This is a genomic window from Streptomyces virginiae, assembly GCF_000720455.1.
GTDB classification, from domain to species: domain Bacteria; phylum Actinomycetota; class Actinomycetes; order Streptomycetales; family Streptomycetaceae; genus Streptomyces; species Streptomyces virginiae.
Genome location: NZ_JOAK01000012.1, coordinates 151,942 through 173,478, shown reverse-complemented (window position 1 = coordinate 173,478; position 21,537 = coordinate 151,942). Strand labels below are relative to the sequence as shown.

21 protein-coding genes and 1 tRNA gene are annotated in these 21,537 nt (G+C 71.7%); 14 read left to right on the top strand and 8 right to left on the bottom strand.

The window, feature by feature from the left end; genetic code table 11:
• Nucleotides 1-3 precede the first annotated feature (3 nt).
• The 6 genes from IG86_RS0119670 to IG86_RS0119645 are packed head-to-tail and all read left to right on the top strand — an operon-like array spanning nt 4 to nt 5,349.
• Nucleotides 4-1,140 carry a hypothetical protein gene (locus IG86_RS0119670; protein WP_030827386.1) on the top strand — a complete coding sequence of 379 codons (1,137 nt, stop codon included), beginning with the start codon at nt 4-6 and terminating at the stop codon, nt 1,138-1,140.
• Nucleotides 1,137-3,467 (top strand): molybdopterin oxidoreductase family protein, encoded by a 2,331-nt coding sequence (locus IG86_RS0119665; RefSeq protein WP_030827388.1) that lies wholly within the window; start codon nt 1,137-1,139, stop codon nt 3,465-3,467. Before IG86_RS0119670 ends, IG86_RS0119665 begins: the two co-directional genes overlap by 4 nt.
• 6 nt (nt 3,468-3,473) lie before the next feature.
• Nucleotides 3,474-4,073: a 4Fe-4S dicluster domain-containing protein gene (locus IG86_RS0119660; protein ID WP_030827390.1), complete on the top strand. Its 600-nt coding sequence runs from the start codon at nt 3,474-3,476 to the stop codon at nt 4,071-4,073.
• Nucleotides 4,070-4,729 carry a QcrA and Rieske domain-containing protein gene (locus tag IG86_RS0119655; RefSeq protein ID WP_030827392.1) on the top strand — a complete coding sequence of 220 codons (660 nt, stop codon included), beginning with the start codon at nt 4,070-4,072 and terminating at the stop codon, nt 4,727-4,729. The genes IG86_RS0119660 and IG86_RS0119655 overlap by 4 nt, the downstream gene beginning before the upstream one ends.
• Nucleotides 4,726-5,094 (top strand): DUF6755 family protein, encoded by a 369-nt coding sequence (locus IG86_RS0119650; RefSeq protein WP_030827394.1) that lies wholly within the window; start codon nt 4,726-4,728, stop codon nt 5,092-5,094. Before IG86_RS0119655 ends, IG86_RS0119650 begins: the two co-directional genes overlap by 4 nt.
• A 42-nt stretch (nt 5,095-5,136) precedes the next feature.
• Complete coding sequence (locus tag IG86_RS0119645; protein WP_030827396.1) at nt 5,137-5,349, top strand: hypothetical protein; 213 nt, start codon at nt 5,137-5,139, stop codon at nt 5,347-5,349.
• A 22-nt stretch (nt 5,350-5,371) separates the two neighbouring features.
• Here IG86_RS0119645 and mscL read toward each other — a convergent pair whose 3' ends face one another.
• The 7 genes from mscL to IG86_RS0119610 all read right to left on the bottom strand — a co-directional run bounded on the left by mscL (nt 5,372) and on the right by IG86_RS0119610 (nt 12,095).
• The gene (gene mscL / locus IG86_RS0119640) at nt 5,372-5,869 is read right to left on the bottom strand and encodes a large conductance mechanosensitive channel protein MscL (protein WP_030662486.1); all 498 of its coding nucleotides are present in this window, start codon (nt 5,867-5,869) and stop codon (nt 5,372-5,374) included.
• A 123-nt stretch (nt 5,870-5,992) separates the two neighbouring features.
• Nucleotides 5,993-6,565, bottom strand: coding sequence for a hypothetical protein (locus tag IG86_RS0119635; RefSeq protein ID WP_030827399.1), 573 nt, complete (start codon nt 6,563-6,565; stop codon nt 5,993-5,995).
• A 146-nt stretch (nt 6,566-6,711) separates the two neighbouring features.
• On the bottom strand, nt 6,712-7,293 hold the full coding sequence (locus IG86_RS0119630) for a carboxymuconolactone decarboxylase family protein (protein ID WP_037942731.1): 582 nt from the start codon (nt 7,291-7,293) through the stop codon (nt 6,712-6,714).
• A gap of 163 nt (nt 7,294-7,456) precedes the next feature.
• A complete protein-coding gene (locus tag IG86_RS0119625) occupies nt 7,457-8,290 on the bottom strand; it encodes an S-methyl-5'-thioadenosine phosphorylase (RefSeq protein ID WP_030827405.1) in 834 nt (277 codons plus the stop codon).
• A gap of 146 nt (nt 8,291-8,436) precedes the next feature.
• Entirely contained in the window at nt 8,437-8,751 is a 315-nt protein-coding gene (locus IG86_RS41320; RefSeq protein WP_030662497.1) for an FmdB family zinc ribbon protein, read from the bottom strand.
• A 67-nt stretch (nt 8,752-8,818) separates the two neighbouring features.
• Nucleotides 8,819-10,201: an MFS transporter gene (locus tag IG86_RS0119615; RefSeq protein WP_030898335.1), complete on the bottom strand. Its 1,383-nt coding sequence runs from the start codon at nt 10,199-10,201 to the stop codon at nt 8,819-8,821.
• Nucleotides 10,202-10,568: 367 nt separating this feature from the next.
• Entirely contained in the window at nt 10,569-12,095 is a 1,527-nt protein-coding gene (locus IG86_RS0119610; RefSeq protein WP_234348863.1) for a potassium/proton antiporter, read from the bottom strand.
• 286 nt (nt 12,096-12,381) lie between these two features.
• On the opposite strand from IG86_RS0119610, the gene IG86_RS0119605 reads away from it, so the two are divergent.
• On the top strand, nt 12,382-15,252 hold the full coding sequence (locus tag IG86_RS0119605; RefSeq protein ID WP_030827414.1) for a penicillin acylase family protein: 2,871 nt from the start codon (nt 12,382-12,384) through the stop codon (nt 15,250-15,252).
• Nucleotides 15,253-15,261: 9 nt separating this feature from the next.
• On the opposite strand, the gene IG86_RS0119600 is transcribed toward IG86_RS0119605, so the two are convergent.
• Complete coding sequence (locus IG86_RS0119600) at nt 15,262-15,876, bottom strand: 5-formyltetrahydrofolate cyclo-ligase (protein WP_030827417.1); 615 nt, start codon at nt 15,874-15,876, stop codon at nt 15,262-15,264.
• A 91-nt stretch (nt 15,877-15,967) separates the two neighbouring features.
• On the opposite strand from IG86_RS0119600, the gene galU reads away from it, so the two are divergent.
• The 7 genes from galU to IG86_RS0119565 all read left to right on the top strand — a co-directional run bounded on the left by galU (nt 15,968) and on the right by IG86_RS0119565 (nt 21,471).
• On the top strand, nt 15,968-16,870 hold the full coding sequence (galU, locus tag IG86_RS0119595; RefSeq protein ID WP_030028537.1) for a UTP--glucose-1-phosphate uridylyltransferase GalU: 903 nt from the start codon (nt 15,968-15,970) through the stop codon (nt 16,868-16,870).
• A gap of 4 nt (nt 16,871-16,874) precedes the next feature.
• Nucleotides 16,875-18,263, top strand: a complete 1,389-nt coding sequence (glp, locus tag IG86_RS0119590) for a molybdotransferase-like divisome protein Glp (protein WP_051785277.1) — start codon at nt 16,875-16,877, stop codon at nt 18,261-18,263.
• A gap of 123 nt (nt 18,264-18,386) precedes the next feature.
• Nucleotides 18,387-18,866, top strand: a complete 480-nt coding sequence (gene moaC, locus IG86_RS0119585; protein ID WP_030662516.1) for a cyclic pyranopterin monophosphate synthase MoaC — start codon at nt 18,387-18,389, stop codon at nt 18,864-18,866.
• Nucleotides 18,867-18,904: 38 nt separating this feature from the next.
• On the top strand, nt 18,905-19,456 hold the full coding sequence (locus IG86_RS0119580) for a MogA/MoaB family molybdenum cofactor biosynthesis protein (protein WP_030827424.1): 552 nt from the start codon (nt 18,905-18,907) through the stop codon (nt 19,454-19,456).
• A gap of 17 nt (nt 19,457-19,473) precedes the next feature.
• Nucleotides 19,474-20,082 carry a GNAT family N-acetyltransferase gene (locus IG86_RS0119575; RefSeq protein ID WP_030827427.1) on the top strand — a complete coding sequence of 203 codons (609 nt, stop codon included), beginning with the start codon at nt 19,474-19,476 and terminating at the stop codon, nt 20,080-20,082.
• 190 nt (nt 20,083-20,272) lie between these two features.
• The gene (gene sepX, locus IG86_RS0119570) at nt 20,273-21,319 is read left to right on the top strand and encodes a divisome protein SepX/GlpR (protein ID WP_030898323.1); all 1,047 of its coding nucleotides are present in this window, start codon (nt 20,273-20,275) and stop codon (nt 21,317-21,319) included.
• 78 nt (nt 21,320-21,397) lie between these two features.
• Nucleotides 21,398-21,471, top strand: a tRNA-Ala gene (locus tag IG86_RS0119565).
• Nucleotides 21,472-21,537: the final 66 nt, after the last annotated feature.

Sequence of the window (21,537 nt, the reverse complement as noted above, 5' to 3'; positions counted from 1 at the left end):
GCTGTGCCCGAGCCATCAGAAGCCCTCGCCGTCCCGCCCCCGCCCCCCGGGTCCGCAGGCACCGCCGGGGCCACGGATACCCGGCCGGCCGCGCCCCCGCCCGAACCGGGCGGACGGCGGTCGGTGACCGCGCGCGCCACCCTGGCCGGCACCCTCGTATCGCTCCTGCTCGTCGCCGCGATCGTGCTGGGCAGCAGGCTGCTGAGGGACTTCGACTCGGCGCTGCTGCCGTACGCCGTCGCCACCGTCTTCCTGGCCTTCGGCGTGGCCTACCGCTACACGGTCTGGGTCTCCGCGCCCGGTGCGCGCCGGCTGTTCCGCAAGGGCTTCGGCAGCTTCTTCTCCGCCGAGAACTTCCGAAGGGCTCCCACCGCCCTGCCGAGGATGACCGCCACCTACCTCGGCTTCCAGAAGTTCCTCGGGGCCCGCTCCCGCTCCCGCTGGATCGCCCACCAGCTCATCTTCTGGGGCTGCATCCTGGCCGCCCTCATCACCTTCCCGCTGACCTGGGGCTGGTTCACCTTCACCTCCGACAGCGGCTCCGGTCCCGGCTACGAGATGCGGATCTGGGGGTTCAAGGTCCTCGGCTTCAACGCGCTGAACATCGTGGGCTGGCTGATGTTCCACGGCCTGGACGTCGCCGCTGTGCTGGTCATCCCCGGCGCCTGCTACTTCCTGTGGCGCAGGATGAAGGACCGCGGCGCCATCACCGGCCAGCGCTTCGCCTACGACCTGCTGCCGCTGATCTGCCTGATCGTCATCTCCGTGACCGGGCTGCTGCTGACCTTCTCGTCGATCTTCCTGCACGGCGGAGGCTACGAGTTCCTGGCCATCCTGCACATGGTCTCGGTGGTCTTCACGCTCATCTACATCCCCTTCGGGAAGTTCTTCCACATCGTCCAGCGCCCGGCCGCCGTCGGCATGCAGCTGTTCAAGTACACGGCCCGCCGGGACGAGCAGCTCTTCGCCTGCAAGCGCTGCGGGGAGCCCATCGACACCACCCCGTACGTGGAGAACCTGCGCGGCACCATGCAGGACCTCGGGCTCGACTACAACGCCTTCGTCGAATACTGCCCGCGCTGCAAGCGGGTCCTGCGCGGCAACGCCTACCTGAGCCAGGTCAAGAAGGGGTTCAAGTGACCGCGACCGACCCCGCCGAGGCCGGGTCCCGGCCCGCGCCGATCCCGCTCGACCCCTCGATCGCGCCGCCCGGCACCCGCAACTTCCGGGACGCGGGCGGCATCCCGGCCGACCGGTGGCACGCCGACCAGAACGGCGAGACCCTCGTCCCCACCCACTGCTGCTTCTGCGGCGTGCAGTGCGGGATGTACCTGCGCGTCGACGCGGGCGGCAAGGTCTTCGGCGTGGAGCCCCGCAACCACGACATCAACCGGATGCGGCTGTGCCCCAAGGGCCTGAACGCCTACCAGCAGGTCAACCACCCCGACCGGCTGACCGCTCCGCTGATGCGCCGCTCCCGCGAGGACACCTTCAAGGAGGTGTCCTGGGACGAGGCGCTGGACTTCACCGTCTCCGAGATCCGGCGCATCCAGGGGGCCCACGGCAACGACGCCTTCGGCCTGCTCGGCGGCGCCAGCCTCTACTCCGAGAAGACCTACCTGGTCGGCAAGTTCGCCCGGGTCGCGCTGAGGACCCGGCACGTCGACTACAACGGCCGGCTGTGCATGGTCAGCGCCGCGGGCGCCAACAAGCTCTCCTTCGGCATCGACCGGGCCGCCAACCCCTTCTCCGACATCCTCCTCACCGACTGCCTGCTGATCGCCGGTTCGAACGTGGGGGAGTGCTTCCCGGTGATGACCCAGTACCTGTGGGGCGCCCGCGACCGGGGCGCCTCACTGATCGTCGTGGACCCGCGCGAGACGGCCGTCGCCCGCACCGCCGACGTCCACGTCGCCCTCAAGCCGGGCACCGACTCGGCCTTCTTCAACGCCGTGCTCCACGTGATCGTCGCCGAAGGGCTGACCGACGACACGTACCTGGCCGCCCACACCACCGGCTGGCAGCAGGTCAAGGAGACCGTCCGGGACTACCCGCCCGAGCGCGCCGCCGGCATCTGCGGCGTCCCCGCCGAGCAGATCGTCCAGGTGGCCCGGATGTTCGGCGGAGCGGCCAAGGCCATGGCCTTCCACGCCCGCGGGGTCGAACACCACTCCCAGGGCGTCGAGAACTGCCTGTCCATCATCAACATGTGCGTGGCCACCGGGAACCTCGGCAGGCCGGGCGCCGGCTACGGCACCATCACCGGCCAGGGCAACGGCCAGGGCGGCCGCGAGCACGGCCAGAAGGCAGACCTCCTCCCCGGCGGCCGGTCCATCACGAACCCGGAGCACCGCCGCCAGATCTGTGAGATCTGGGGCATCGAGGAGTCCGAACTCCCGTCCGCCGGAACCTCCATGATGGAGATGGTCTGGCAGATGCAGCGCCACGAGATCCGCGGCCTGATCGGCATCTGCAACAACCCCTTCGTCTCCCTCCCCAACTACGGCGCGGTCAAGCAGGGTTACGACAACCTCGAATTCCACGCCCAGTTCGACTTCTTCCTCTCCGAGACCGCCACCAACGCCCACGTGGTCTTCCCCGTCACGGTCTGGGCCGAGGACGAGGGCGTCATGGCCAACACCGAGGCCCGCGTGGTCAAGCACAACAAGGCCCAGGAGCCCCCCGCCGGGGTGCGCACCGACACCTGGGTGATGTGCGAACTCGCCAGGCGGCTCGGCGCGGGCGACAAGTTCGACTTCGCCGGCTCCCGCGAGGTCTTCGAGGAACTCCGCGTCGCCTCGGCCGGCACGGTCAACGACTACTACGGCATCACCTACGAGCGGCTGGAGGAGACCGGCGGCATCATGTGGCCCTGCCCCAGCACCGAGCACCCGGGCACGCCCCGGCTGTTCGAGGGCGGCCGGACCTACCACCCCGACGGCAAGGTCCACATGCAGGTCGTCGAGTGGCACGCGCCGATGGACCCCTACACCGAGGAGTACCCCCTCTCCCTCACCACCGGCCGGACCGTCGCGCACTTCCTCTCCGGCAACCAGACCCGCCGCCTGGGCGGTCTCGTCGAACAGACCCCGCGCCCCTGGGTGGAGGTCCACCCCTCGCACGGCTACCGCACCGGCGACCCGGTCCGGGTCGTCACCCGCCGCGGCAGCGAGGTCTTTCCCGCACTGGTCACCGAGGCCATCCGCCCGGACACCGTGTTCATCCCGTACCACTGGCCCGTGCCGACGGCCGCGAACGCCCTGACCATCGACGCCCTCGACCCGCGCTCGAAGATCCCCGAGTACAAGGTCTGCGCCGCCCGGATCGAGCCCGCCGAGAAGATCGACGAGGTCCCGGCGCCGCCCACCGCCCCGGGCCACGAGGCCTACCCCGCAGCCCAGGTCTCCCGCACCGACCCCCTGCCCCCCACGTCCTCCCAGGGCCGTGGCACGGCGGAGAGGAGCTGACCCGCCATGATGGGCCGCACGATCTTCATCGACCCGGGTCGCTGCATCGGCTGCCAGGCCTGCGTCTCCGCCTGCCGCGAATGCGACTCCCACCGCGGCAAGTCGATGATCCACCTGGACTACACCGAACCCGGCACGTCCGTCGCCTCCCTCCCGACCGTCTGCATGCACTGTGAGGACCCGGTCGCGCCCTGCGCCGAGGTCTGCCCCGCCGACGCGATCCTGGTGACCGCCGACGGAGTGGTCCAGCAGGCCGACACCACCCGCTGCATCGGCTGCTCCAACTGCGTCAACGCCTGCCCCTTCGGCGTCCCCAAGATCGACCTCCAGGCGAAGCTGCAGATGAAGTGCAACCTCTGCTACGACCGCACCGCCTACGGCCTGGCCCCGATGTGCGCCACCGTCTGCCCCACCGGCGCCCTCTTCTACGGAACCCTCGAAGAACTCCAGGCGGAGCGCCCCGGTGTCCAGGTCGCCGACTCCTTCGCCTTCGGTGACGTGATGGTCAGCACCGGAGTGGCGATGGTCGTCCCCGCCGACAAGGTCCAGTGGCCCGTCCCCGGCGGCCTGCCCGTCGTAGAGGTGAATGGAGTCGACGTCCGATGAGCGTCACCGAACAGCCCGCCCCCGCACCGGGACCCGAACCCGCGGGCGACGAGGCCGCGGAACGGCTGCGGGACCGGATCAGCGCCGACTCCCTCACCACCCGCCGCGACTACCTGCGGATCGTCGCCACCGTCTCCGGCGGCCTGGCCGTCGGCGGTGTCGGCGTCGCCGCCGGCATCCTGCACCGCCACGGCGACAGCGAGTCCATGCCCGAGGCCAGGAAGGTCACCGACGCACTCGCCCCCGGCGAGTCCGTGGCCTTCCGCTTCCCCGGCGACGAGGACCGCGCCCTCGCCGTCCGCCTCCCCGACGGCACCCTCGTCGGCTACTCCGCCGTCTGCACCCACCTGGCCTGCGCCGTGCTCTGGCGCGAGGACCGGGGCGCCGACGGAGAGCTGTACTGCCCCTGCCACGAGGGTGTCTTCGACGCCCGCACGGGCGAGGTCACCGCCGGCCCGCCACCCCGCCCGCTCCCCAGGATCTTCCTGACCGAGCAGCCCGACGGCAGCGTCTGGGCCATCGCCACCGCCCGGTCGGGGGAGCCTGCCAGGGAAGCCCTCTGCCGGCAGCTCGGCGACTCCCACCCCGAGATGACCCGGCAGCTCGGCTGCCCCGGCGCCGGCCGGGCCGCCGCGAACCAGAGGGGACGGACATGAGCGACCAGCCGATCCCCCCGCGCCCTGACTACCGGCCGGGCAGCGCCCAGCCGAGGCTGAACCGGCCGGTCCGGGAACGCTATCCGCAGATCCGCGCCACCAGCGGCTACGGAGACCCGCGGATCCGGCACACGGGCCCCGGCCCTGGCGCCGGCACCGAGCAGGAGCCTGAGCGGTCCTCGAAGCTGAACGCCCGTCTGGTGCTGGCCCTCACCGTCGTCGTCGGACAGCTCTGGGCGCTGACCGTCGCGGTCAACGAGTGGATGGAGGGCAACACCGGGACGGCCTGGTGGGGAGCGGGATTCCTGATCCTGTCGTTCCTCGTGGTGATCGGCCTGTGGCTCCTCGACCCGAAGGACCGGTGATCACGTCCGGGCCACCACCACGGGCGGCCGTACCCTGGAGGCATGAGCAGCACCCCCGCCTCCGACCCGCAGCCCCCGCGCCCCGCCCCCGAGGCCCGGCAGCCCCGGCCGAAGCCGCGGATCGACTTCGACGACCCGCTGGACCAGCAGTCGTCCGACGACACGGACCGCGGCTGGGGCGAGGGGCCGCCCACCGGAGGCAGCGCCGCCGACCTGGCCCGCTTCCTCGACGAGAAGCCACCGCACCACATCTGACCGGCCGGGTCGGCCGGCCCGGTCAGAACCCGTCGCGCGAACCCGCCTGGCCGCCGACACCGCCGCCGCCCGCGCGCTGCGCGACCAGGGTGTCCCGGATCTCCTTGAGGACCTCCAGCTCGGTGATCTCGACGATCTCCTGGACCCCCTCGCGGGCCTTGCGGCGCTCCTCCTGCCGCGCCAGGTACTTCGCCATCGGCAGCACCATGAGGAAATACACGACGGCAGCGGTGATCACGAAGGTCAGCGTGGCGTTCAGCACGGACCCCCAGAGGATCTCGACACCGGTCGGCTGGCCGTCGGGGCCGATGGCGCAGGGCGACTTCAGGCAGGACTTGTAGCCGTCGAGGCTCTTCGTGCCCACCGCGCCCACCACCGGGCTGATGATCCCCTTGACCACCGAGTTCACGATGTTCGTGAACGCGGCGCCGATCACCACGGCCACCGCCAGGTCGACCACGTTGCCGCGCATCAGGAAGGCCTTGAAGCCCGCCAGCACGCTTTCCTTCTTCTCGCTCATCGCTGAGCCCTTCTTCACAGGAGCCGAACACGGAGCCAACGGTTCCGAAAGTTACGGCAGTCCGGGCGCGGTGTGTCCAATCGGGCGTCACTTTGAGGTGAATTGACTGATCGTGCGTGCGAGTCAGCACAACGTCACCGCCAGTCGCGTCATCGCGCCCGCCCCCACCAGGGCCTGCGCGGTCTCCCGCGGCACGGACAGCACGACCAGCGCCCCGCCGTCCCCGACCCCCTGCTCCGCGACGGGGACTTCGGCGACCCTGGCCCCCGCCGCCACGACCCTGGGCGGCTGCGCCCGCTCCGCCGCGACCACGTCGACCCGGTCCCCGGGCCGCAGCAGCCGCACCGTCGCGGCGTCCGCGATGCGCACGGGCGCGGAGACCATCCGCACCGCCACCGGTGGCGGTTTCACCACGGGCGGCGGCGCGCCCCGCGAGGCCTGCGCCTCGGTGCCTCCCACGGCCAGCGCCGCCGCCACGACGGCCAGGGCAGCCGAAACGGCCCGCCGCCGGCGGCGCACGGCCCGGCGCAGCCGGCCCGAGCCCCGGCCCACCCGCAGCGGCGGGAACGACGGGACGGGACGCAGGGGCGGACACGTGGTGGAGGTCGCGCACACGGAGAGGGGGCGTGCAGGCAGACCGGCAGGGACGGCCGAGGCCGCGGAGCAGGACGAAGAGGGCATGGACGTACGGGACATGACGAGCACCACCAGACGGAGTGAGTTCCTGTGCCCGGACCCACCGCCCGGACACACCCCACGATCCGGTTTCCCCCCGGATCCCGCCCACGCCTGTGGACGGTCCCCAGCCTGTGGAAAACTTCCTCACCCGCCGGAGTGACGGTTCACGCCGCCGTCGTCGGCGTCACCGGCCGCTCGGCCGGCGCCCGGCAGGAATCCGAGAAGCCCTGACCGGTCAGACCGAACGCGCTGTTGACGCGCGAGCGCCAGTTCTCCAGCGCGACCACCGCCGTGAGCTCGACGAACGCCGCCTCCCCGAGCCGCGCGACCAGTGCCGCGGCGAGCTCGTCCGTGACCGTCGGCTCGGTCTCGGTCATGGCCTCGGCGTACTCCATGACCAGCTGCTCCAGCTCGCTGAACACCTCGCGGGCCTCCCGCCACCGCGGCACCCGCTCGATCTTCTCCGCCGCCATCCCCTGCTCGCGGCCCTCCCAGTAGCCGAAGTCCAGGCACCACGAGCAGTTGATCCGGGCCGCCGCCGCCATCACGGCGAGGTGCTTGAGGCCGGCGTCCAGCGCGTTCCACTTCGCCGCCCGCTGTTCCAGGCGGACGTACGAGAACAGCACGCGCGCGTTGTGCCCGTAGGCCTGGCCGGGGTCGAGCACCTTGCCGTAGGTGCGTCGCGAGTACCAGGCGCCGATGCGCGTCAGCAGGGTGCGGGGCGGGGTGAGCGAGATACGAGGCACGACTGTCATCTCCCGGAGCGGTCTGTCCCGACTGGGCCTTCACGGAGGAAGACAGGACAGCCGCCCCGGATGTGACAACCGCCGACCGCCGACCGCCGACCGGCGACCGACAACCCAAGACAACCCACGACCGGCCGCTCCGGCGGCGCGGCCGGGCGCCGGACTACGGGAGCTCGATGCCCAGGTCCCAGCCGTCGTGCGCGTGCGTGCACAGGCAGTCGCGGCTCTGGGTGGGCGGCAGCGCGGCCACCGCGTCGAAGAGGACCTCGCGCAGGCGGCCGACGTTCTCGCCGAACACCTTCAGCACCTCCGTGTGGGAGACGCCCTCACCGGTCTCGGCACCCGCGTCCAGATCCGTGACCAGCGCCATCGAGGTGTAACAGAGCCCCAGCTCACGGGCGAGGACCGCCTCCGGGTGACCCGTCATGCCGACCACCGACCAGCCCGCCGCCGCGTGCCACTGCGACTCCGCCCGCGTGGAGAAGCGCGGCCCCTCGATCACGACCATCGTGCCCCCGTCGACCGGCTCCCAGTCCCGCCCCCGGGCCGCCGCCAGCGCCACGGACCGGCCCACCGGGCAGTAGGGGTCGGCGAAGGTGGTGTGCACGACGTTCGGTACGGAGCCGTCCGGGAGCGGCTCCCCGTCGAAGAAGGTCTGCGTGCGGGACTTCGTACGGTCGACCAGCTGGTCGGGGACGAGCAGCGTGCCGGGCCCGTACTCGGCCCGCAGGCCCCCGACCGCGCACGGACCGAGTACCTGGCGGACACCGGCCGAGCGCAGGGCCCAGAGGTTCGCCCGATAGTTGATCTTGTGCGGCGGGACCGTGTGGCTGCGCCCGTGCCGGGGCAGGAAGGCCACCGAGCGGCCGGCCAGCTCACCCACGTACAGGGAGTCGCTCGGCGGCCCGTACGGGGTCTCCACCTGGACCTCTGAGACGTCCTCCAGGAAGGAGTAGAAGCCCGAGCCGCCGATGACACCGATCTCTGCGTTCACCATGCCGCTCACCCTAGGGGGTGTCCGGCGGATCAGGGTCGGACAGCCCGGGGGCCGGGCCCGACCATGATCCGTCGGACACCCCATAGCCGGGCATGCCTGAGGCCCCGCTGCCCGGTGGGGGCGGGCGGGGCCTCGGGAAAGAGCGGTCAGGCGGCCGACGTGGAGCTGCTGCTCGTGCTCGACGACGTCGAGGAGGACGAAGCGGCGGGAGCGGCGGCGGTCGACGTCGAGGACGACGACGAGCTGGAGGCGGGCTTCGATGCAGGGGTGCTGCTCGACGAGGCGCCACGGCTGTCGTTCCGGTAGAAACCGGAGCCCTTGAAGACGATGCCGACCGCGGAGAACACCTTCTTCAGGCGTCCGTCGCAGTTCGGGCACACGGTCAGCGCGTCATCGGTGAACTTCTGCACGGCCTCAAGGCCCTCACCGCACTCGGTGCACTGGTACTGGTAGGTCGGCACGAATTTCCTCCTGGCACTCTGACTCAATGAGTGCTAACGACGCTCCATGGTGACGTATTCCGGCGGATCAGTCCACCGTCACCGGCACGCGGTGACCCATCCCACGCTCGTTCACCCGGTTACGGGGCGTCTGCGAGGGGGTGGCGGCGGGGGTTGCCCCGGCCGCCACGGCGACGGCGGCGGCCGCCGCGGCCTCGCTCTCCGGCGCGGACGAGTTCACGATCCGGCTCGGGGCCTTCGGGGCCAGCTTCGCCCGCAGCGCCAGCAGGGTGGCCAGCGCCAGCGCGGTGGCCGCCATCGGCACCAGGAAGCCGTACGAGGACCCGTGCGCGTCGGTCAGTCGGCCGGCCAGGATGACCGCGAGGGCCTGCCCGAAGGCGATCGAACCGGTCAGCCAGGTGAAGGCCTCGGTCCGGGCGTTCGCGGGGACCAGCTGCTCGACCATCGTGTAGCCGGTGATCAGGGCCGGGGCGATGAACAGGCCGACGACCAGGCCGAGGCCGCCCAGCAGGAGCACCGAGTTCGCGGCCCACAGGACGGACGCGGCGGCGGTGAGGCCGACGTAGCCGAGGATCAGCCGGCGGCGCGGGCCGATCTTCCACGCGACGGCGCCCATGGCGATGCCGGCGATCATGTTGCCGGCCGCGAAGACGCCGTACAGCAGGCCGTTGGCGCCGGGGTTGCCGATCTCGTTGGAGAAGGCGGCGAGCGAGACCTGCATGCCGCCGAAGACGGCGCCGATCCCGAGGAAGGCGAAGATCAGGACGCGCAGGCCCGGGTAGGACAGTGCGAAGGCGCGCTTCTCGCCGTTGGCCGACGGGGCGTGCGTCTTGGGCTGCGAGGCCCGCCGGGCCGCGAAGAGCAGTCCGCCGAGCAGGGTCAGCGTGGCCTCGGTGACCAGGCCGGCCGCCGGGTGGACGCCGGTGCACAGCGCGGTCGCCAGGACCGGGCCGACGACGAAGGTGAACTCGTCGGTGACGGACTCGAAGGCGGCGGCCGTCGGCAGCAGCGGGGAGCCCTCCAGCCTGGCGGCCCAGCGTGCGCGGACCATCGGTCCGACCTGCGGGACCGAGGCGCCGGCCGGGATCGCGGCCAGCGCCAGGAACCAGACGTCGGCGTCGGCCAGCGCCAGGGCGGCGAGGCCGGTGACGGCGGCGGCGTGCGCGAGGACCACGGGCACCAGCACGGCGCTCTGGCCGAACCGGTCGGTGAAGATGCCCATCAGCGGGGCGGAGAGGGCCATCGAGATGCCGGTGACGGCGGCGACGATGCCGGCGCTGCCGTAGGAGCCGGTGGTGTGCTGGACCAGCAGCAGGATGCTGATGGTCAGCATGCCGAAGGGGAGCCGGGCTGCGAAGCCGGGGAGTACGAAGCCGAGGGCGCCGGGGGTGCGCAGGAGCTGCCCGTAGCCGGGGCGGGCGGACTTGTCGGTCGTGACCGCGGATGTCACGGCCTTGCCTTTCCGCTGCCTGGTAGAACTCCCCGTCTGCGGACGGTGCCGTGCTTTGTGAGCGGTCGCACCCGTACGTGTTGGGAGCCCCGAGAGCTGTCCTCTTGCGCATAACCGAGTGATACCTGGGCGCCCACTGCGGGGGGTGCCACGGCCGCTTTGCGGTCGCGCCAGCTCTGCGTCAGGCAGAGTTGGTTCGATCTGTTGTGCCTTCATCGTACAGGGGAAGCCGACACCACGCCCTGTGATTGCGCCGACAAGCCGTGTCTTCACCTGCGATTAACGGGAACTTCGCAGATGAAGACACCTATATATACGGATAAGAACGGGCAGATCTCCCCTAATCCGGCTGAATTAGAACGCCGCTCTAATGGGGGGCGGATCCGTTCCCGGTCCCCAGCCAGCCCGCCAGCTTGCCGCCCCGGGCCACCGCCCGCAGCCGCGCCTCCGCCGCGTCCCGGACCGGGTCCGTGGCCACCACCAGCAGCTCGTCCCCGCGCCGCAGCACCGTCGACGGCGCCGGCACGAAGCTCTTGGCGTCCCGGACGACCAGCGTGACCGAGGCCCCCGGCGGCAGCCGCAGCTCGCTCACCTCCACGCCGTGCATCCGCGAGGCCGGCGGGATGGCGAAGGACAGCAGGTGACCGCGCAGCTTCTCCAGCGGCGCCGACTCGATGCCGAGGTCGGACGCGGTCTCCATGCCCCGCCCGAGGTCCAGCTTGCGCGCCAGCCAGGGCAGGGTCGGCCCCTGCACCAGGGTGTAGACGACGACCAGCACGAAGACGATGTTGAAGACGCGGTCGCTGCCCTCGATCCCGGAGACCATCGGGATGGTCGCCAGGATGATGGGCACGGCGCCGCGCAGGCCCGCCCACGACATCAGGACCTGCTCCTGCCACGGGAGCCGGAAGGGCAGCAGGCTGACGAAGACCTCCAGGGGCCGCGCCACCATCGTCAGCACCAGGCCGATGACGACCGCGGGCCAGAAGTCGCGGACCAGCTCGTGCGGGGTGACCAGCAGGCCCAGCAGCACGAACATGCCGATCTGGGCGATCCAGCCGAGCCCGTCGGCGAAACCGCGCGTGGCCGGCCAGTGCGGGAGCTTGGCGTTGCCCAGGACCATCGCAGCCAGGTACACCGCGAGGAAGCCGGAGCCGTGCGCCATCGCGCCGGCCGCGTACGCCACGATCGCGATGGCCATCACGGCGATCGGGTAGAGGCCGGAGGCGGGCAGTGCCACGTGCCGCAGGCCGTAGGCGCCGAGGAAGCCGACGGCCAGGCCGATCGCGGCGCCGATGGCGAGTTCCAGGGCGATCTTGCCGAGCAGGACGTACCAGTCGTCCACCGGGCCGACCGTGGAGAAGGCCACCACCAGGATGACGACGGGTGCGTCGTTGAAGCCGGACTCGGCCTCCAGGACACCCGTGATCCGGGAGGGCAGCGGGACCTTCCGCAGCACGGAGAAGACGGCCGCCGCGTCGGTCGAGGAGACGACCGCGCCGATCAGCAGCGCCTGGCGCCACTCCAGCCCGACGAGGTAGTGCGCCCCCGCCGCCGTCACGCCCACGCTGATCGCGACGCCCACCAGTGACAGCATGATCGCGGCCGGCAGGGCCGGTTTGATCTCTTTCCACTTGGTGCCCAGACCACCCTCGGCGAGGATCACGACGAGGGCGGCGTAGCCGATGACCTGGGTCAGCTCGGCGTTGTCGAAGACGACGTTCCCGATGCCGTCCTGGCCTATGGCGACGCCTATGCCGAGGTAGATGAGCAGGCTGGGCAGGCCGCTGCGTGACGAGACTCGCACCGCGGCCACGGCGACGAGCAGTACGAGCGAGCAGACCAGCAGCAGCTCATTGAGCGTGTGGACAGTCAGCGGGCGGCCCTCCTCAATGCGCCCGGCGGATCGATCCTCCCGGCGACAAGTTCGGCAAGTAGTTCGTTACCTTACCTAATCTTTGACGCGCCCTTTACGCGATAACCACATTGTGAAACGACGCTCCGCCCCTGTCCTCGGGACCGCCGGAGTCGCCGGTAGATCGTTTGCGGGCCGCCTCCCGACGGTCGCGGGATACAGGCCCTCCACACGGCCTCCACCCCTGGCGGATCACCGGAGTCGGTCCTGCGCCTATGGTTGCTCCCAGCACTCCCAGGACCACCCTGCCCCTCTAAGGACAGCGATGCCCGCCAACGAAACCGCTCCTCCCGTCAAGAAGAAGGGACGACGCGCCCGTCTGATCGTGCTCGTACTGGTCCTGGGACTCGTCGCGGGCCTCGGCTACGGGGCGTACTGGAGCGTGGACGGCGTGCGCGCCTCCTTCCCCCAGACGACCGGCTCCCTCGACGTGCCCGGCCTGACCGGGACGGTCGAGGTGAAGCGCGACGCCAACGGCATTCCCCAGCTCTACGCGGACAACGACGGCGACCTCTTCCGCGCGCAGGGCTTCGTGCACGCGCAGGACCGCTTCTGGGAGATGGACGTACGCCGCCACATGACCGCGGGGCGGCTCTCGGAGATGTTCGGCGCCGGCCAGGTCGAGACCGACGCCTTCCTGCGCACGCTGGGCTGGCGCCAGGTCGCGCAGGAGGAGTACGACACCAAGCTCTCCGCCGAGACGAAGAAGAACCTGCAGTCCTACGCCGACGGGGTCAACGCGTACCTGAAGGGGAAGTCCGGCAAGGACCTCTCCGTCGAGCACGCGGCTCTCAAGCTCAGTGACGACTACGCCCCGGAGAAGTGGTCCCCGGTGGACTCGGTGGCCTGGCTCAAGGCGATGGCCTGGGACCTGCGCGGCAACATGCAGGACGAGATCGACCGCGCGCTGATGACGGGCAAGCTCTCGCAGGCGCAGATCGCCGAGCTCTACCCGCCGTACCCCTTCGACCGGAACAAGCCGGTCGTCGAGGGCGGCAAGGTCGACGGCGGGAAGTACACCCCCCAGGGCCAGACCGGAAACTCCGGCAGCGGCAGCGGCAGCGGCAGCGGCTCCGGTTCCGGCAGCGGCTCGGGCGGGACGGTCGCCTCCCAGGCCTCCACCGCCGCGGGCGCCGGCGACCCCACCGGCCTCGCCGGCAACGCCACCGCCCAGGGCGCGACCGTGGGCCTGCGCACCCAGCTGAGCGCCCTGGCCGACACCCTGGAGAAGGTCCCCGCGATCCTCGGCCCCAACGGCAGCGGCATCGGCTCGAACTCCTGGGTCATCTCGGGCAAGTACACGACCACCGGCAAGCCGCTGCTCGCCAACGACCCGCACCTGTCGCCGCAACTGCCCTCGGTCTGGTACCAGATGGGCCTGCACTGCCGCACCGTCTCGGCCCAGTGCAAGTACGACGTGGCCGGCTTCACCTTCTCCGGCATGCCCGGCGTGGTCATCGGCCACAACACCGACATCGCCTGGGGCATGACCAACCTCGGCGCCGACGTCACCGACCTCTACCTCGAGCAGATCAAGCCCGAGGGCTACGTCTACGACAACCGGGTGCTCCCCTTCGGCCTGCGTGAAGAGGTCATCAAGGTCGCGGGCGGCGCCAGCAAGAAGATCACGGTCCGCACCACCAACAACGGCCCGCTCGTCTCCGACCGCAGCGAGGAGCTCGGTACGGTCGGCACCCGCGCCCCCGTGGACGTCTCCGCCCCCGACCGCGGCGACGGCTACGCCATCGCCCTGCGCTGGACCGCGCTGGACCCGGGCAGGACGATGGACGCGGTCTTCAAGCTCGACCAGGCCAAGAACTTCGACGACTTCCGCAAGGCGGCCGCCGACTTCGACGTGCCCTCCCAGAACCTGATCTACGCCGACAACAAGAACCAGAACGGCAACATCGGCTACCAGGCCCCCGGCCGCATCCCGGTGCGCGGCCAGGGCGACGGCAGGATGCCCGCCCCGGGCTGGGACTCCAAGTACGCCTGGAAGGGCGGCCGGGACAGCAACACCGGCTACATCCCGCAGAACGAGCTGCCCTGGGACCAGAACCCCTCGCGCGGCTACATCGTCACCGCCAACCAGGCCGTCGCCGAGGGCGGTACCGGCGCGGGCAAGTACCCGCACCTGCTGACCACCGACTGGGGCTACGGCGCCCGCAGCCAGCGGATCAACGACCTCATCGAGGCGAAGATCAAGGACGGCGGCAAGATCTCGACCGACGACATGCGCACCATGCAGATGGACAACAGCAGTGAGATCGCCGCGCTGCTGACCCCGATGCTGTCGAAGATCCAGATCTCGGACCCGGGCGTGCGCGCCGCCCAGAAGCTGCTGGACGGCTGGAACTACACGCAGGAGTCCGACTCGGCCGCCGCGGCCTACTTCAACGCGGTCTGGCGCAACATCCTCAAGCTGTCCTTCGGCGACAAGATGCCCAAGGAGCTGCGGATCGAGGGCAGCTGCATGAACGTCCTCGGCAACGGCACCGGCCCGGCCGACGACCTGTCCAAGACGGTCCGCGAGTGCGGCACCCGTGACGCGGACTCGGCGCAGCCCGACGGCGGCGACCGCTGGTTCGAGGTGGTCCGCCGCCTGGTCAAGGACGAGAAGTCGGCGTGGTGGAGCGCGCCCGCCAAGGGCCTGAACAAGCCGGCCACCACCACTCGCGACGAGCTGTTCGCGCGGGCCATGGCGGACGCCCGCTGGGAGCTGACCGCCAAGCTCGGCAAGGACCAGTCGACGTGGAGCTGGGGGCGGCTGCACCAGCTGAACCTGAAGAACCAGACGATCGGCACCGAGGGCCCCGGCTTCATGCAGTGGCTCCTCAACCGCGGCCCGTGGGACGTGGGCGGCGGCGAGGCGACCGTCAACGCCACCGGCTGGAACGCCTCCAGCGGCTACGGCGTCACCTGGGTGCCGTCGATGCGGATGGTCGTCAACCTCAACGACCTCGACAAGTCCCGCTGGATCAACCTCACGGGAGCCTCGGGCCACGCGTACAACTCCCACTACACGGACCAGACGCACATGTGGGCCAAGGGCGAGCTGCTGGAGTGGCCCTTCGGCAAGGACGCCGTCGAGAAGGCCACGGTCGACACCCTGACCCTCAGGCCGGCGGCCTCCTGACCGGCTGCCTCATGAGCTGAAGCGGCGCACCCCCGACGGGGTGGCCACCGCCTGGACGGGGTGGTCGTGCGGTTCCTCCGGGACCCGCGCGACCACCTCGTCGTCGTAGAGGAGCACGACCAGCGCCGGATGCGCCCCGGCCCGCTCCAGCCGCTGGAGCACCCGGTCGTAACTGCCCCCGCCGCGGCCCAGCCGCATGCCGCGCCCGTCCACCGCGAGCCCGGGCAGCAGCACCGCGTCGGCCCGCGTCACCGCGTCCGGTCCGAGCGCCGGGCCGGACGGCTCCAGCAGTCGCATCTTCCCCGGGTGCGCCGCTTCGCGGAGGCTGCCCGGGCCCTCGTAGGGCGCCCAGTCGAGGTCGTCGTCCGGCAGCAGGAGGGGCAGCAGCACGCGCTTGCCGGCCGCGCGCAGGGCGTCGAGGAGTTCGCGGGTGCCGGGCTCGCCGCCGACCGAGACGTACGCCGCGACCGTGCGCGCACCGGCCAGTTCGGGCAGTTCGAGGGCGGTGGCGGCGAGTGCCGCGGCCGCCGTGCGGCGGGCGTCGGGGGACAGGGCGCGACGGGCCGCGAGGAGTCTGCGGCGCAGCTCGGACTTGGCGGACGCTGTGGGCGGTTTCTCTGCCACGAGAATCAAATTTCCTTCGAATCAGGGCATATACGGACCTACCAACCGCCAACTCGTCGGGCGTTCGGCAGGACCCACTATCGTTCTGGCCATGACTATGTTGCACCCCGTGATCAAGAAGGCCGTCATTCCGGCTGCTGGCCTCGGTACCCGCTTCCTTCCGGCGACCAAGGCGACCCCGAAGGAAATGCTCCCGGTTGTGGACAAGCCGGCCATCCAGTACGTGGTCGAGGAGGCCGTCGCGGCCGGGCTCGACGACGTCCTCATGATCACTGGGCGTAACAAGCGTGCCCTGGAAGACCACTTCGACCGCAACTACGAGCTGGAGTCGGCCCTCATCGCCAAGGGCGACGACGACCGGCTGAAGAAGGTCCAGGAATCCAGCGACCTCGCGACCATGCACTACGTCCGTCAGGGCGACCCGCGGGGCCTGGGCCACGCGGTGCTGTGTGCCGAGCCGCACGTCGGCCGCGAGCCCTTCGCCGTCCTCCTCGGTGACGACCTCATCGACCCGCGCGACCCGCTGCTGCGTCAGATGGCCGACATCCACGCCCGCACCGGCGGCACGGTCATCGCCCTCATGGAGGTCGACCCGGCCAGCGTCCACCTCTACGGCTGCGCCGCCGTCGAGGCCACCGACGAGGCGGACGTCGTCCGCATCACCGGCCTCGTGGAGAAGCCGGAGCCGCAGGACGCCCCCAGCAACTACGCGGTCATCGGACGCTACGTCCTCAACCCCGCGATCTTCGACATACTGCGGGAGACCGAGCCGGGCCGCGGTGGGGAGATCCAGCTCACCGACGCCCTGCAGAAGCTTGCCGCCGACGAGAGCGTCGGCGGCCCGGTGCACGGCGTGGTCTTCCGGGGCCGTCGCTACGACACCGGGGACCGCGGCGACTACCTGCGGGCCATCGTCCGCCTCGCGTGCGAGCGCGAGGACCTGGGCCCCGAGTTCCGCACCTGGCTTCACCGTTACGTCACGGAGGAGATGTAGCACCTTGAGCAGTTCCGCACCGCAGGACACCGGCCACCGTCTGTGGTCCGTGGACGAGCACCTCGCGGACGTCCTCGGGGCCGTCCGGCCCCTGGAGCCGATCGAGCTCCAGCTGCTGGACGCCCAGGGCTGTGTCCTGGTCGAAGACGTCACCGTGCCCGTCGCCCTCCCGCCCTTCGACAACAGCTCCATGGACGGCTACGCCGTCCGCACGGCCGACGTCCAGGGTGCGAGCGAGGAGTTCCCCGCGGTGCTGACGGTCGTCGGGGACGTCGCGGCGGGCAGCGGCGAGCTGCCCACCGTCGGCCCCGGCGAGGCCGCCCGGATCATGACCGGGGCCCCGCTGCCCCCCGGCGCGGAAGCCGTCGTACCGGTGGAGTGGACCGACGGCGGCACCGGAGGCGGCGCCGCCGCCGGAATGACCCCGGCCAGCGCCGCTCCCGAGCAGGCGGGCGGCGAGGTACGGGTGCACCGCGCGGCCGAGGCGCGGGCGCACGTCCGCGCGCGCGGCAGCGACGTCCAGGCGGGCGACCTCGCCCTCGCCGCCGGAACGGTCCTCGGCCCGCCGCAGATCGCCCTGCTCGCCGCCATCGGGCGCGGCACGGTCCGGGTGCGGCCGCGCCCGCGCGTGGTGGTCCTGTCCACCGGCAGCGAGCTGGTCCAGCCCGGCGAGCCGCTCACCGCCGGCACGATCTACGACTCCAACAGCTTCGCGCTGGCGGCGGCCGCGCGGGACGCCGGCGCCATCGCCTACCGGGTGGGCGCCGTCGCCGACGACGCGGACACCCTGCGCTCCACCATCGAGGACCAGCTGATCCGGGCCGACCTGCTGGTGACCACGGGCGGCGTCAGCGTCGGCGCGTACGACGTGGTCAAGGAGGCCCTGTCCTCGGTCGGCTCGTCCATCCCGTCCGGCTCGTCCGGTTCGGGCGACGGCGAAGGCGACGCGGACCCGGACGTGGAGGTGGACGCGACCCGGATCGACTTCCGCAAGCTCGCCATGCAGCCCGGCAAGCCGCAGGGCTTCGGCACGATCGGTCCGGACCACACCCCCCTGCTGGCGCTGCCCGGCAACCCGGTCTCCTCCTACGTCTCCTTCGAGCTGTTCGTGCGACCCGCGATCCGCGCCCTCATGGGGCTGCCGGAGTCCGAGGTCCGGCGGCCGAGCGTGCGGGCCGTGCTCAAGGCCGACAAGGCGCTCGGCTCCCCGGCCGGCCGCCGCCAGTTCCTGCGCGGCAAGTACGACGCCGAGACCGGCACGGTCAGTCCCGTCGGCGGATCGGGCTCCCACCTGATCGCCGCACTGGCGCACGCCGACTCGCTGATGGTCGTACCGGAGGACGTCACCTCGGTGGAGCCCGGGACCGAGCTGGAAGTGGTCCTGCTCGGCTGAGCCGCGTCGCCGGTCGGGGCGCACCCGGAGCCGTTCCCCCGGGGCGCCCCTCCCGCGGCCCGTGCGGGTAGCGTGTGTCGCACCACACAGGCCCCCGGGGGCCCAGAGCGGAGCGGCACAGCAATGAGTACCGAGAGCAGGCTCACCCACATCGACGAGGCCGGTGCGGCCCGGATGGTCGACGTCTCCGCGAAGGACGTCACCACCCGGACGGCGCGCGCCAGTGGACGCGTACTCGTCTCCCCCCGGGTGATCGAGCTGCTGCGCGGCGAGGGCGTGCCCAAGGGGGACGCCCTCGCCACCGCGCGCATCGCCGGGATCATGGGGGCGAAGAAGACCCCCGACCTGATCCCGCTGTGCCACCCGCTGGCCGTCTCGGGCGTGAAGGTCGACCTGTCGGTCGCCGACGACGCCGTGGAGATCCTCGCCACCGTGAAGACGACCGACCGCACGGGCGTCGAGATGGAGGCGCTGACCGCCGTCGCCGTCGCCGGACTCACCGTGATCGACATGGTGAAGGCGGTCGACAAGGGCGCCGTCATCACGGACGTCCGGGTGGAGGAGAAGACCGGCGGCAAGTCCGGCGACTGGGCGCGCTCGTGAACGCCCCGCGCGGCGGGGAGGTGCACAGCCACCACGCGGTGGCGGCGCCGGAGGCCGGCGCGGCCCCGGCCGGGGCCGCGGAGCCCCTCGGCAGGGCGCTCGTCGTCACGGCGTCCAACCGGGCCTCGCAGGGCGTGTACGCCGACAAGGGCGGGCCGCTGCTGGCCGAGGCCCTGGAGAAGCTCGGCTTCGCGGTGGACGGCCCGCGGGTCGTGCCGGACGGCGATCCCGTGGAGCGGGCACTGCGCGAGGGCGTGGCCGCCGCGTACGACGTCATCCTGACCACCGGCGGCACCGGGATCTCGCCGACCGACCGCACCCCGGACGCCACCGCGCGGGTGCTGGACTACGAGATCCCGGGGATCCCGCAGGCGATCCGCGCCGAGGGCCTGGCGAAGGTGCCGACCGCGGCGCTGTCGCGGGGCCTGGCGGGCGTCGCGGGACGCACCCTCATCGTCAACCTCCCCGGTTCCACGGGCGGGGTGCGCGACGGCCTCGCGGTCCTGTCCCGCATCCTGCCGCACGCGGTGGACCAGATCCGCGGGGGCGACCACCCCAGACCGGCGGGACCCTCCGGGAGCGCGAGCTGAACGGCCCCACCTGGCCCGTGGTCCTGACCGACGGCGATGTCACGCTCCGGCCGATAAAACTGCGCGACCAGAAGGACTGGCGCGAGGTCAACCAGCGCAACCGCGACTGGCTCCGGCCGTGGGAGGCCACGATCCCGCCGCCCGCCCCGTGGGGGCCGGTGATCCAGCGGCCCACGTACCGCCAGATGGTCCGTCACCTGCGGGCGGAGGCGAACGCGGGCCGGATGCTGCCCTTCGTCATCGAGTACCAGGGGCGGCTGGTGGGCCAGCTGACGGTCGCCGGGATCACCTGGGGCTCGATGTGCGCGGGGCACGTCGGCTACTGGGTGGACCGCGACGTGGCGGGCCGCGGCGTGATGCCGACGGCGGTCGCGATGGCGATCGACCACTGCTTCCGCAAGGTCGGCCTGCACCGGATCGAGGTGTGCATCCGCCCCGAGAACGGGCCGAGCCGACGGGTCGTGGAGAAACTGGGCCTGCGCGAGGAGGGACTGCGTCCGCGCTACCTCCACATCGACGGGGCGTGGCGCGACCACCTCGTGTACGCGATCACCGCGGAGGAGGTGCCGGAGGGGCTGCTGCGCCGCTGGCACCGGTCGCGCCACTCGCCGTCCCCGCCGAAATAGGGATGCCCGCCGACCGTGCCCGGCTGCGGCGATAAACGAATATCTGTTCGAATTAATGGCCCGAGGTAACCGATTCGCCCATAACCTGATCCGAAGAATCACAAAAAAAGTCCGTGATATCAGCGAGATCGCGCGACACACCGGCCCAATTGGCCGATCCCCTCGCCCGCGCCCCTCTACGGTGTGAGGTGTGAGCAGCAGCGGCCTCATCTACGCAGTCATTGTCGGGGCCTGGGCCGCCTACTTGGTGCCCATGTGGCTCCGGAGGCAGGACGAGCTGAACGAAGCCCGTCCGACGGAACGCTTCTCCACTGCCATTCGGCTGCTTTCCGGCCGAGCGGGAATGGAGCGCCGTTACGCCAAGGGGCTGCGTGAGCGCGGTGACGAGGAGGCGGAGCCCCAGCCCCACGCGGACCCGGACGTCGCGACGGAAACGGTGAATTCCGTCGACGCCGACGCCCGGGCCCTCGGCGTGTCCCCGACCAGGGCCGAGCCGCGAACCGCGGCCGCCGAGCGGGAGCACCGGGCGGAGCGCGCCCGGCGCGAACAACGCCTCCAGGTCCTCGCGCGCCGTCGGCGCACCACGGCACTCCTCTTCCTGGTCTTCACCGCCGGCGCCGTCGTCGCGGCGGTGGGCGGCCTGCGCTACCTGTGGGCCCCCGCCGTGCCCGCCCTCCTGCTGAGCGCGTACATCGCCCACCTGCGGGTCCAGGAGCGGCGGCGCTACGAGTTCACCATGGACCGGCGGCGTGCCGAGGCGGCCGCGCGGCAGCTGCGGGAGGACCGCCCGCGCCGCCGCCACCCCGAGGAGGGCGCGGACGCGGCCAGCGAACCGGACCCTGCTCCACCGGTCTCCCCGCAGGAGGCCGGACGGCGCGCGCTGGTCGAGCAGACCGACCACGCCGAGTGGGTGGACCAGCAGCGCGAGCGCGAACGCGGCCCCGTCCGCGGTGACAGCTGGGAGCCGGTCCCGGTCCCGCTGCCGACGTACGTGACGGCCCCGGTCGCCCCCCGCGCCACCGGCCCCGTGACCCCGGACGCCTGGAGCTCGACCCGCTCCAGCACCGCCGAGCCGACGGAGCCCCGCCTGCGCGCCCAGCCGGCGGTCCCCGCCCCGGCCGCAGGCGAGGACGACCCGGACCGGACCGCCCAGCGCCCCCGCGGCCAGGGCCGCGGCCGCACCCCGCTGTTCGACCAGTACGAGAGCGAGGACCGCCCGCGGGCGGCGAACGAGTGATCGGTGACCTGCGCGGACCTTCGCGGAAACGCGTTTTGGAGCACCGGCGCAGGGGTGCTAATGTTTCACACGTCGCAAGGGCCTGTGGCGCAGTCTGGTAGCGCACCTCGTTCGCATCGAGGGGGTCTGGGGTTCAAATCCCCACAGGTCCACAGACGACAGTTCGCGAGTAGCTCTCGTGAACGTCACGAGATCCCGTCCGGTCGAAAGACCGGGCG

Bases quoted from the DNA above. Each gene is read 5' to 3' on its own strand.
- IG86_RS0119650 (WP_030827394.1), top strand. From the start codon at position 4,726: ATGAGCGACCAGCCGATCCCCCCGCGCCCTGACTACCGGCCGGGCAGC.
- IG86_RS0119645 (WP_030827396.1), top strand. From the start codon at position 5,137: ATGAGCAGCACCCCCGCCTCCGACCCGCAGCCCCCGCGCCCCGCCCCC.
- IG86_RS0119625 (WP_030827405.1), bottom strand. From the start codon at position 8,290: ATGGTGAACGCAGAGATCGGTGTCATCGGCGGCTCGGGCTTCTACTCC.
- IG86_RS0119605 (WP_030827414.1), top strand. From the start codon at position 12,382: ATGCCCGCCAACGAAACCGCTCCTCCCGTCAAGAAGAAGGGACGACGC.
- IG86_RS0119655 (WP_030827392.1), top strand. From the start codon at position 4,070: ATGAGCGTCACCGAACAGCCCGCCCCCGCACCGGGACCCGAACCCGCG.
- galU (WP_030028537.1), top strand. From the start codon at position 15,968: ATGACTATGTTGCACCCCGTGATCAAGAAGGCCGTCATTCCGGCTGCT.
- IG86_RS0119635 (WP_030827399.1), bottom strand. From the start codon at position 6,565: ATGTCCCGTACGTCCATGCCCTCTTCGTCCTGCTCCGCGGCCTCGGCC.
- IG86_RS0119660 (WP_030827390.1), top strand. From the start codon at position 3,474: ATGATGGGCCGCACGATCTTCATCGACCCGGGTCGCTGCATCGGCTGC.
- moaC (WP_030662516.1), top strand. From the start codon at position 18,387: ATGAGTACCGAGAGCAGGCTCACCCACATCGACGAGGCCGGTGCGGCC.
- mscL (WP_030662486.1), bottom strand. From the start codon at position 5,869: ATGAGCGAGAAGAAGGAAAGCGTGCTGGCGGGCTTCAAGGCCTTCCTG.